Origin of the sequence: Pseudoalteromonas mucoides, from assembly GCF_049257175.1 — a bacterium.
Classification (GTDB): Bacteria; Pseudomonadota; Gammaproteobacteria; order Enterobacterales; family Alteromonadaceae; genus Pseudoalteromonas.
The window spans coordinates 34,134-45,129 of sequence record NZ_JBMMUC010000026.1 but is presented as its reverse complement, the minus strand read 5'-3'; the positions used below and the strand labels follow the sequence as shown (position 1 = coordinate 45,129).

General features: G+C 40.8%; 10 protein-coding genes and 3 tRNA genes (1 of these 13 running past the window's edge). 8 read left to right on the top strand and 5 right to left on the bottom strand.

What is annotated here, in order from left to right; all coding sequences use genetic code 11:
• Positions 1–489: 489 nt before the first annotated feature.
• The 3 genes from AAEU30_RS20870 to uvrD form a co-directional block, all read right to left on the bottom strand.
• Complete coding sequence (locus tag AAEU30_RS20870) at positions 490–1,338, bottom strand: chemotaxis protein (RefSeq protein ID WP_421962204.1); 849 nt, start codon at positions 1,336–1,338, stop codon at positions 490–492.
• Positions 1,339–1,707: 369 nt separating this feature from the next.
• On the bottom strand, positions 1,708–3,798 hold the full coding sequence (locus AAEU30_RS20865) for a GNAT family N-acetyltransferase (protein ID WP_421962203.1): 2,091 nt from the start codon (positions 3,796–3,798) through the stop codon (positions 1,708–1,710).
• The gene (gene uvrD, locus AAEU30_RS20860) at positions 3,776–5,941 is read right to left on the bottom strand and encodes a DNA helicase II (protein WP_421962205.1); all 2,166 of its coding nucleotides are present in this window, start codon (positions 5,939–5,941) and stop codon (positions 3,776–3,778) included. The genes AAEU30_RS20865 and uvrD overlap by 23 nt, the downstream gene beginning before the upstream one ends.
• A 310-nt stretch (positions 5,942–6,251) precedes the next feature.
• On the opposite strand from uvrD, the gene AAEU30_RS20855 reads away from it, so the two are divergent.
• Both AAEU30_RS20855 and AAEU30_RS20850 read left to right on the top strand, forming a co-directional pair.
• A complete protein-coding gene (locus AAEU30_RS20855; RefSeq protein ID WP_087532785.1) occupies positions 6,252–6,476 on the top strand; it encodes a hypothetical protein in 225 nt (74 codons plus the stop codon).
• 96 nt (positions 6,477–6,572) lie between these two features.
• Positions 6,573–6,941 (top strand): YacL family protein, encoded by a 369-nt coding sequence (locus AAEU30_RS20850; protein ID WP_421962202.1) that lies wholly within the window; start codon positions 6,573–6,575, stop codon positions 6,939–6,941.
• A 38-nt stretch (positions 6,942–6,979) separates the two neighbouring features.
• Here AAEU30_RS20850 and AAEU30_RS20845 read toward each other — a convergent pair whose 3' ends face one another.
• On the bottom strand, positions 6,980–7,504 hold the full coding sequence (locus AAEU30_RS20845; protein WP_421962201.1) for a peroxiredoxin-like family protein: 525 nt from the start codon (positions 7,502–7,504) through the stop codon (positions 6,980–6,982).
• A 226-nt stretch (positions 7,505–7,730) separates the two neighbouring features.
• Here AAEU30_RS20845 and AAEU30_RS20840 point away from each other — a divergent pair, with 226 nt between their 5' ends.
• Positions 7,731–8,354 (top strand): dUTP diphosphatase, encoded by a 624-nt coding sequence (locus AAEU30_RS20840; RefSeq protein ID WP_421962200.1) that lies wholly within the window; start codon positions 7,731–7,733, stop codon positions 8,352–8,354.
• On the opposite strand, the gene yrfG is transcribed toward AAEU30_RS20840, so the two are convergent.
• Positions 8,351–9,001: a GMP/IMP nucleotidase gene (yrfG, locus tag AAEU30_RS20835; RefSeq protein WP_421962199.1), complete on the bottom strand. Its 651-nt coding sequence runs from the start codon at positions 8,999–9,001 to the stop codon at positions 8,351–8,353. The genes AAEU30_RS20840 and yrfG overlap by 4 nt on opposite strands.
• A gap of 62 nt (positions 9,002–9,063) precedes the next feature.
• Here yrfG and nudE point away from each other — a divergent pair, with 62 nt between their 5' ends.
• The 5 genes from nudE to AAEU30_RS20810 form a co-directional block, all read left to right on the top strand.
• The gene (gene nudE / locus AAEU30_RS20830; RefSeq protein ID WP_290211038.1) at positions 9,064–9,633 is read left to right on the top strand and encodes an ADP compounds hydrolase NudE; all 570 of its coding nucleotides are present in this window, start codon (positions 9,064–9,066) and stop codon (positions 9,631–9,633) included.
• Positions 9,630–10,427, top strand: coding sequence for a 3'(2'),5'-bisphosphate nucleotidase CysQ (gene cysQ, locus AAEU30_RS20825; RefSeq protein WP_421962198.1), 798 nt, complete (start codon positions 9,630–9,632; stop codon positions 10,425–10,427). Before nudE ends, cysQ begins: the two co-directional genes overlap by 4 nt.
• 140 nt (positions 10,428–10,567) lie before the next feature.
• Positions 10,568–10,644 (top strand) — tRNA-Met (locus AAEU30_RS20820).
• Positions 10,645–10,726: 82 nt separating this feature from the next.
• Positions 10,727–10,803, top strand: a tRNA-Met gene (locus tag AAEU30_RS20815).
• Between the two features lie 149 nt (positions 10,804–10,952).
• A tRNA-Met gene (locus AAEU30_RS20810) sits at positions 10,953–10,996 on the top strand (it continues 133 nt past the right edge of the window).

Sequence of the window (10,996 nt, the reverse complement as noted above, 5' to 3'; positions counted from 1 at the left end):
GTGAAATAGCAAGCGAGTTAGCGAGAGTAAAGCTAGCGAGTTGCACAGCGTCAACCTGACCGCCGTAGCGTGGGTTGAGTATTTGATACCCACAGATAAAAGAACGCCCCGGCCGATGATAGTGTAGCATTTGTTATGTGGCTTTTTACTGCTGTAGGCACGAGGTCATCCTACTGCGTAGCGCACCATGGCTCCAAATACAAGAAAGCCCGACTCATTGAGTTGGGCTTTTTTACGTCTGTGGGAAAGTGAAATAGCAAGCGAGTTAGCGAGAGTAAAGCTAGCGAGTTGCACAGCGTCAACCTAAACACCGTAGCGTGGGTTGAGTGAAGCACAACATATATTTTTAAAACCGCTAGCCTCTTTTAACGGCCTTTATTTGACTCTGGAAAACTCGAAACTCGAAACTCGAAACTCGAAACTCGAAACTCGAAACTCGAAACTCGAAACTCGAAACTCGAAACTCGAAACTCGAAACTTCCGTAAATATTAAAACAACCCGTACGCTTCGGTTTCTTCTGACTCTTGATTCTTAAGGTGTGCAGGTCTGAAGATAGCGCTGGGGTCGATTAATACGCTGTGCTTTTGGTCAAGCTTAATGAGGCCTCTCATCATACTTTTAGTTTGAGAGTCAATCTCGAAGCCAACATCAGTTAGTTTATCCAGTGGCTTTACATCTTCTTTTCTATAATTAACGCTGTCTTCAACTTTATCGACGAGTAAACCAATATGTGGATTAATACCGTCTTTTGTCGTGAAAATAATAATTGGCTTATAATCTAGGCTTAACTGTTCCTTTGCAGATTCAAAAAGTCTTAACAGCTGGGTGAAGCTGCCATTACGTAATGTGTTTAACTTCTTTTGAGTATTTTCATTTTGCCCAGACCTTGTCGATTTAATAAGTTCACTAGCACACTGATTTAAATGTTCGTGTGGCGTTTTGAATCGTTCAACTATTGCCTGTAGATCTTCATTTTCTGTTTTAAAGCTTTGGTACCATTTAGCAAAGCTAGATTGTTGAATATCACTATTATGATTCAATGCTGCTTGCTGGGTTATATTATTTTCTAATGATACAAACCAGTCTTGCTGTTTGATTTGCCACTGATTAAATACCTCAAGTAACGACAGGTTAGCTTCTTGAGTGGATCTTTTATTAAGAATAATACCTAAGTCAAAAATGGGGGTTGGTATTTCCATGTAATCTTTAACACCGATAAAGCTTTTATTATCGTTTGGGAGGGAAGTTAAATTATCTTCGAAACGTTCAGTCAAAAGTATATCTAGTATTTTTAATGAAATCGTTTTCTGACCAACTCTAAAGTTTATTAACTCCATAGCGTCCTCGCTAACTAAAATGATAACTTAAGGATAGAACATAATTGAAAAATAGCAGCTATCTTAGTGAAAAGAATGAGTGATAAACAACGTGCTTATTCATGCTCTTCTTATCTATCAATAGTGCGTTTAATGGTTGTTTTTCTCTCAATCTTTTATTTAACTGAACCCTTAAACATTGATTTTATGAGGGCTGTGAGCAGCGCTCAGCCGCTAAACTAAAAAATATGACATTGTGAGGTAGCTTTCACAATGTAGTCTATTGGGTGTTGTCACATTTGTATTTTGCATATCTTTTAAAAAGTTCGAGCCACCAATAGCTTTAGCACAATTTATGTTAGGTAAAATGAGAGAGGTAAGGCAAGAATATTAAGGTCTGTTCTCGCATGTGAGTTGTTCATGCCAATTTATTACAGCCTGTTTAAACTGCTTATTGAGTATTTTTTTACCTTTGATCTGTAATGTGGCCTGTGCCTTTTCCATTGACCAATTTTGTAATATCAGTCTAATGAAAAGACATTTTGTATGTGTATCACATTTTTTTAAGCTGTGAGGTGATTGCCAGAATGTTCGCCATAATATAGGTTTGATTGTGTGTAATTGAAAGTCACCGATTAATGAGCTGCTTAGTCGCTTAGACAGTGTTTCATCTATTTCAAGATTGCTACATTGCCCAGTTATAACTTCGACTAATTGATGATCTAACAATTTGAATTGATCGAGTAGTTGAAGTGGAAAATCCGATTGGAAATGCTGTTTAAGCTGGTTTACCAAATCACTATTAGCTAAGCTTTTTACGACTAAAGCGGCGTGTTCAGCCGTGGCTTTATCTTGTTGATAACCTAGTTTTACTAATTCAAAACCGTTACTTTGCCAAAACCTTAACAGTGTGGCGTTTGCACCAAAGCTTGCACCAAAGAGATTACATTCAGGTGTTAACTTATTTTCACAGTATTTGAGTAGTTGTGACCCAATGCTTTTTTGATGTAACGAGGGGGAGACGGCAATACGTACTACACGTGCACAATATTGATGAAGAATCGTTGAGTCAAAACTAAGTTGCGCGAGTGTTTGCGCCATCAAGTGCCCTTGTGGTCTTCTTTTACCTGTTACTATTTGCTCGCTAATATCTTTTTCTAAACCACCTTCAATGGCCACTAAGCAAACTGCGACCACTTCGTTTTGTAATAATGCAACAAATACTCTCTGTGAAGGGGCGTCTAACAGATGACGTAAATCATTAACACTATTTTGGTAATGCGCTAGCGAAAGTAAGCTGACAATTTGGTTTAGTAACTCTTCATCGTGTGCCAGCTGCTCGCGGCTCAATTGCGCAAACTCAACTTTGTCGCTGCTTATATTGGCCTGTTGATGGTCAGCACCTAGAGCAAGTAAGGTAGACAGTTGATTTTCAAGCGGATCATTAGGGGCAAACCGAATCGGTTGCGTTAATTCAATGCTGCGCATATTTTTATAATGGGTTTGTAAATAGCGCTTAAACTTTAATGTGTAGCCCCGGCCATTTCCTTCATAGCCCATCATGGTGCTTGCAAAGATCACCCGAGGGTAATGGGTGAGCATTTTCATAAGCATTGGTACGGGTATAGAGGCAGCTTCATCAACAAATAACACGTCACATTCTGGTAGTTCATTTAGTAATTGATCGGGTGGACTAAAGTGTAAATTTGCGAGTTGTTTATCTGAGTTTTTGTAACTTAAATTACGTGCTTGTGCGAGGTGTTTAAAACAACTGTGTAAAGCAGTAAATTGTTGAGCACAGATCACTATTTCTTTATCTGGCAGTTGTGCAGCAGCGAAGCCCAGCGCTGATGACTTTCCTCGACCTCTATCAGCACTTATTAATAATGGGCGGTTTGCTCGGCCATTAGCTGTTTTTATAATTTGCTCAATACACGCTTGTTGCTCAGTTAAATTAATAACTCCCGCTTCGATAGTGTTATTTTGAGTACCTGTATAGCCATTTAATTGGCTAAAGTGCAGGGCCTTACTCTGTATTAGTAATCTTGCTAAGCGTTGGTTAAAAAAGCTTGTAGGTTGATTTTGCGCATAGGATTGGAAATAAGTTAAAGCAGGATCACACCAGCTTTTTAAGTTACTCAATTCAGGCAAAAGCAGTACTAATAAACCACCTGCTTTAACAGTGCCGCTTAGTGCTGCCAGTTTGTCGGGTAAAATACCACTAAAGCCATCATAAATAGCATGCTCAAACTCTTGACCTAAAATTTGATGAGTGTGCTCTGGCCAAAAGCTAGGAGTTAGCTCAGTGCTTTTGGATAATACATTGACCTTGGAGCCACTTAGTTCGTGGAGCAGGTGCTGAGCAGCTAAATAACACCAGTTTTGTTCACCGGTGATCAGTAATAGTTGCCTATGCTTAGCATAGGCAAGTTGTGATAATACTTTGTTTAGCTCAGTGTTAAATTGCTTGAAGTCGTGCATATTGGGTTACTAGCCATTTACTGCCTACATCGTCAAAGTTCACTTGCACTCGTGATTGAGCACCAGCACCTTCGTAATTTAACACAGTACCAATACCAAACTTTGCATGTACAACACGTTGGCCTAAATTAAAGCCGCTATCTTCAAATGCTGCATGGCTAACTGATGAGCTAAAGCGCCCTGCTGCAGGTGGACGAGAGACCTGAGTTTTAATGCGGATTTCTTCAACACAATCTTCAGGCATTTCACGTAAAAAGCGTGACGGGCTGTGGTATTTTTCTTGGCCGTATAAACGGCGGCTTTCGGCATGGCTAATATAAAGCTTTTCCATTGCACGTGTCATGCCTACATAACACAGGCGGCGCTCTTCTTCTAAACGGCCAGATTCTTCATTACTCTGTTGAGAAGGGAACATGCCTTCTTCAACACCCACCATAAATACCAACGGGAACTCTAAACCTTTTGCTGAGTGAAGTGTCATCATTTGCACAGCGTCTTCATGTTCTTCTGCTTGGCCATCACCTGATTCAAGCGAGGTGTAGGCTAAAAAGCCTTGCAGTGGTGAACTAAACTCTTCGTCTTCGGGTAATTCGTACTGACCACACGCGCTAATAAGCTCTTCTAAGTTTTCTACTCGGGCACGGCCTTTCTCGCCCTTTTCGGCTTGGTACATGGCCATTAAGCCCGATGTTTGAATTGCGTACTTGGCTTGCTCTTCAAGTGTAAGGTCGCCAATTTTTTCTTCTATATGTTCAACCAATTCAACAAACTTACTAACAACGCTGGCTGCACGGCCAGATAAATGCTGTTGTTCAACAACTGCTTTAGCTGCATACCAAAGAGGTAACGACTCAGCACGAGCACAATCACGTATGTGACTTAGGGTTTTATCACCAATACCGCGGGCAGGCGTGTTGATGACACGTTCAAATGCAGCATCATCTTGACGGTTACCTACAAGGCGTAAATAAGCCAGTGCGTCTTTGATCTCTTGACGTTCGAAGAATCGCATACCGCCATAAATACGGTATTTTAAGCCTTCTTGTAACATGGCTTCTTCAAGTACCCGCGATTGCGCATTACTACGATATAAAATAGCCGCATCTTGTAATGCATTACCCGCATTAAGCCAACTACGTAGTTTACTGCTAACAAAACGTGCTTCATCTAATTCGTTAAACGCGGCATAGATAGAGATTGGCTCACCTTCGTTGCCATCAGTCCACAAGCTTTTACCCATACGGTCTGAGTTGTTTTGAATCAACGCATTGGATGCTTTAAGAATAGTGGCTGTTGATCGGTAGTTTTGTTCAAGGCGGATTGTTTCGGCTTCAAAATCAGTTAAGAAACGTTTGATGTTTTCAATTTTTGCACCACGCCAACCATAAATACTTTGATCATCATCACCAACAATCATAATGCTATTGGTATCGCCAGCAAGTAGCTTAAGCCATGCATATTGAATGGTGTTGGTATCTTGGAACTCATCCACTAACATGTGGGCAAAGCGCTGTTGATAATGGCGCAGTAAGGTTGGGTTATTTTTTAAGACTTCAAAACTACGCAGTAGAATTTCGGCAAAATCAACCAAACCGGCACGATCGCAGGCCTCCTGATAAGCGGTATAAACCTTAAGCATCATTTGCTCATTGATATCATAAGCCTGAATGTCTTTTGGACGTAGGCCTTCATCCTTTTTCGCGCTGATGTACCAACCAAACTGTTTAGCAGGCCATTTTTTATCATCAATGTTCATCGCTTTTAATAAGCGTTTGATCATTCTTAGTTGGTCGTCGGAATCTAAAATTTGAAATGCTTCAGGTAAATTGGCTTCACGGTGATGTGCGCGTAAAATGCGGTGCGATAAACCATGGAATGTACCAATCCACATGCCGCCGACTGGTGCGCCGAGTGTTTCTTCAACTCGAGAGCGCATTTCTTTTGCTGCTTTATTGGTAAACGTTACCGCGAAAATGCTGTAAGGCGATGCTTGCTCTACTTGCATTAACCACGCAATACGATGAACTAATACTCGAGTTTTACCAGAGCCTGCGCCTGCGAGCACCAGCATATTTTGCAGTGGAGCAGCTACGGCATCCCGTTGTTTGTCATTTAAGCCATCGAGTAATTCTGAAACGTCCATCATCACGCCTTTTCAATCAATATTGCAGGCAGTATAACAGGTGTTTTTGTTAGGCTAAATAAAATACTGTTTTTATAAACAGTTAATTTTAAAATGTTCTTTATTTTATTCTCAAGGCTTTTTAGCTAAGCTATTGTTGTAAACAATATTTGCTGTAGCCAATTTGACTGATATTTAGTAAAAACCACGATTTGAGAGTAGTCTCTATTTGTCAGTATCTTTTTAAATCGTTGATTATTAATGAATTAAATAGTTGGCATGAAGTGTGTAGGTATCTAATAAGAAAATCAAATTAATAATTGAGGTTAACATGGCAGAGCAAGGTTCAGGCGGTAATGTAATCGCAGCAATTTGTAATATATTTTTTCCAGGTCTAGGGCAGCTAGTACAAGGGCGAATTTTGGCAGCTCTTGTTTTCGCAATAATTGTTTTTGGCGGTTATGCGCTATGGTTTTTAGTTATCCCTCCTATCATAGGTGCAATATTTCATTTGTGGGCGATCATTGATGCCGCACGTTTTAGAACCTACCGGTAGTAGGTTTACCGAAAGATAAAAATAGCGCTTTATAGCGCTATTTTTGTATCTGGCTTTTGTTATAATTCTTCGCATAAGTAGTACTGGACTATAATTATGGAATATCAATTTATACGTGACCCTATCAGCGGGTTGCGTATTAAAATTAGCAGTGAACACGCAGTGATTGGCCGCTGGTTAAATGAAGAGATCGGCAAAGATAAAATAGCCATGGTGCAAGCTTTAATTGCGTCAGTTGCCAGCAGCTTTGAGCCGCTGACTTTACAAGGCCAAGAAATAGACTTGATTTTAAATAAAGACGAAGCTATTTTTGAAGCCCATGCATTGCACCAAGATTCAGAAGATTTAATCGCTTATCAAGATGATGAACTCATGCTTGAAGAAAACGGGCTTAGCAGTGGCTGTGGCTTTGAAGACTTTGTTGATTTAATTAACTCTTGGCAAGAATTTACCTCAGGAAGATAAGCAGGGCATAGGCTCCCTGCTAATTAATCATAAGGGGTTTATTGTTCAGCGACTGACTTTACCGCTGCTAATAGTAAGTTTTCAGTTAAGCGCACCTTATAGTTTGGGTTAGCGTATTGAAAGTTCACTAGCCCCTTCTTATCAACCACAAATACTGCCGGTACAGGCAGGGCCACCTTTGCTTTGCCATCTAACGACACAAAGTTCACACCTAGTTTATTACGATAGATCGTAGCTGTTTTATCGTCTAAATAAAATGCAAGGCCAAGCGCTTGGCTTAGTGTAAGGCTATCATCAGAAAGTAGCTGATAATTGGGTGAGTCTATTTTACTCTCAGCTAATTTTTCTGGGCTGTCAGGTGATACAGCGATAATTTGCGCACCTAAATCAGCGATTTGTTGTTCTATGTTTTGAATGCTGGCTAACTGCTTTGAGCAGTACGGGCACCAGCCACCACGGTATACGATTAGCACCGTAGTTTTCTCAGCGAAGCGTTTGCTTAAATCAACATTATTCCCATCTTTATCTTTTAATGTTGTAGCAGGAACCATTAATCCTGGCATCAGTGGGCTGACTTTTCCGCTTCATTGGCGATGTTGGTTGCCGTTGCTGCAGATACAACAGTGCTAATGAGCATTGAGCAAGCGAGTAAGATAGGTTTTAGCATTTCATTCCCTTATTGATTGTTTAAACGTTCAGTTACAAGACAGACTAGCAAGATAAACAATTTCATCAAACTTAATTTATCTGTATTATTAACGGCAATTAAAAATAGCAACTGGAAGAGACATGTCTGCCAATTTAAATAAACTAGTGGTGATGCTAGAAATGCAAAACGCTATGAATACCAAAGTTCATGAGCAATGGTTTAGCCAGGGTTTTGAATGGAATCGCGCAATTTGGGTTGAATGTGCAGAGATGCTTGATCATTATGGTTGGAAGTGGTGGAAAAAACAGACTCCAGATACAGAACAAGTAATCCTTGAACTCGTGGATATTTTTCATTTCGGTTTATCGTTGCGCATTGACGGAGAGACGAGTTATCTAGAGTTGGCTAAACAACTAGAAGAGCAGCTAAGTTCGCCTAAAACAGCAGATGACTTTAAACAAACCCTTGAAGTTTTAGCTGCGTCAGCTGTTGCAGATAAAGTGTTTAATGCTGAAGCATTCGCCGGTTGTATGGCGCAAATTGGCATGAATATAGACGATTTATATCGTGGTTATGTCGGTAAAAATACGCTTAACTTCTTTCGCCAAGATCACGGCTATAAAGATGGTAGTTATATCAAAGTATGGCATGGTCAAGAAGACAACGAGCACTTAGTTGAAGTAGTAAAAAGCCTTGATACTGAGCAAGCTGACTTTGCTAAGCTAGTATATCAAGGCCTTGAGGCCCGTTACCCTAAAAGTTAAGGGTGTACGTTGCTAAAATCGGTGATACTTAAATAGTCATCGATTTCATTGTGTGGTTGCTTACTATCAGGGTTAGCAACCGCCAATAAGTGACCTATTCCAAACTCTTTTGCAACGTTTAATACGCTCAAACTGTCATCAATAAATAATGTGCGCTGTTTATCAAATCCTAAATCAGCTTGCACTTGTTGCCATAAACTTTGGCTTTCTTTACTCACACCGTATTGATGGGTAGAGATCACACCATCCAAGTAGTTATCTATATCTGTTTGTTCAAATTTAAGCATTACACTTTCTGGGTGTGCATTGGTTAGTAATATTAGTTCTTTACCAGCTAGGCGCATGGCAGTTAAAAAAGCAGGCACGTCGTCGCGTACTTTAATTAAATGCTGAGTTTGTCGCTTAAGTTCCATAATAGGTAAATTAAGCTGTTGTTGCCAATAGTCTAAGCAGTACCACTGAATTTGCCCATGCACAGCTTGGTATCGGTTATGTATATCTTCTTTGGCATCGGCTAAACTAATATTTTGCGCAATCGAAAGTTGCTCAGGGATCACGTTGAGCCAAAAGTGATTATCAAAATGCAGATCGAGTAAAGTACCATCCATATCTAATAGTACAGTATCGATTTTAGACCAATTTAGCATAGGCATTTCTCTATAAAAGATTTATGATTGTAGTAAGAAGCCATGATAGCAAATTTATGCCAATGACACAGAAAAAGCACCCAACACCACCGCAGATACTTAGTAATAATGTTGTTGCTAAAAGTCGTTTATTTACGGTTGAGTCTTTAGATTTAAAGTTCTCAAATAATGAACAACGCCAGTACGAACGGATCCGCGGCGGCGGTCGAGGTGCTGTGATGATAGTACCATTAACGGCTGATAATGAATTACTGCTTGTACGTGAGTACTGTGCTGGCACAAACGATTATCAACTTGGCTTCCCCAAAGGCCTAATAGATCCCGGTGAAACACCAGAGCAAGCGGCAAACCGTGAGCTTAAAGAAGAGGTTGGCTTTGGTGCTGAGCAATTAGAGCCACTTAAAAAGGTCTCTATGGCGCCCAGTTATTTCAACGCCACGATGCATATTTTATTTGCCCAGCAGCTTTACCCACAAACACTTGAAGGTGATGAACCTGAGCCCTTAGTGGTGGTTAAGTGGCCATTAACACAATGGCAGTCATTATTACAACAAGATGACTTTACTGAAGCACGAAGCGTTGCAGCTTTGCTATTATTAATGAAGCGCATTGAATCGGGGAGCTGCGAATGAATAATTTACTTGAGCCATGTATTGAACTTGCACAAAGTGCAGGTGCAGCGATTATGGCAATTTATAAAAAAGATGATATTGGCCAGCAACAAAAGTCCGACCATACACCAGTGACAAAGGCAGATTTAGCCGCAAATGATGTATTGGTGGCTGGGTTAAAAGCACTTGCTCCTGATATACCTATTATGTCTGAAGAAACACCGATACCAGCGCTTGCAGATAGACAAGATTGGCAGCGTTACTGGCTACTTGATCCAATGGACGGTACTGGCGAGTTTATTCTTGAAAGTGGGGACTTCGCCGTGAATATTGCCCTAGTAGAAAATAACCGCCCAGTATTGGGTGTTATTTATTGGCCTGCCAAAGGGGTTACTTACTTTGCTAGTTATCAGAACGGCGCATTTAAGCGTAGCAATGGCATTGATGAACAGATTAATGTTGCTACCCCAGACAACCTTACGTTAGCCGTTAGTCGTCGCCAGAAGATAGAGGCGGTGAGCCAATATTTAAATACGCAGTTTACTACGGTTGCTGTGGGTTCTTGTTCTTTAAAAGCATGTATTGTTGCTGAAGGTAAAGCCGATTGCTTTTTACGTATTGGCCCAACGGGTGAGTGGGATACCGGTGCTTCACAAATTATTGTTGAAGAAGCGGGAGGATGTATAACAGATGCTGAATTTAATCCGCTTACGTATAATCAACGAGAGAGTACAGAAAACCCAGACTTCATCGTAATGGGGCACCCAGATTGGGAGTTCCAGAAAATGATAAGTCCGCACCAAAGAGCGCTTTAACCAGCGCTTTGCCTGCTTTTTGTTCGGTTGAACAGCTTTAAGTAGTTTAGGCCTTGCATTCTAATTTTATTCCTATATTATAGCGCTCTCTTCGAAACAGGCTCGCAAATAACACGAAACTGTTAAGAGGAAATTACAGGCGCGGGATGGAGCAGCCTGGTAGCTCGTCGGGCTCATAACCCGAAGGTCGTCGGTTCAAATCCGGCTCCCGCAACCAATTCTTTTACTTAAGATTTGGTGCTGTAAAACTCTAACTTAAGAGATTAAATTAAGTAGTCGATAGACTTAAAATATACAGGCGCGGGATGGAGCAGCCTGGTAGCTCGTCGGGCTCATAACCCGAAGGTCGTCGGTTCAAATCCGGCTCCCGCAACCAATTTTCTAAGAGAATCTAGGTTACTGTTGGTAGTTTATAAAGGTCGTCGGTTCACTCTTCACCTTTCACAGCTCCCGCAACCAATTCTTTAAAGAGTCGGAAGCCAAGTTGTCATGTATAGCAACTATAAATAACTCTGCAATTTCAGGCGCGGGATGGAGCAGCCTGGTAGCTCGTCGGGCTCATAACCCGA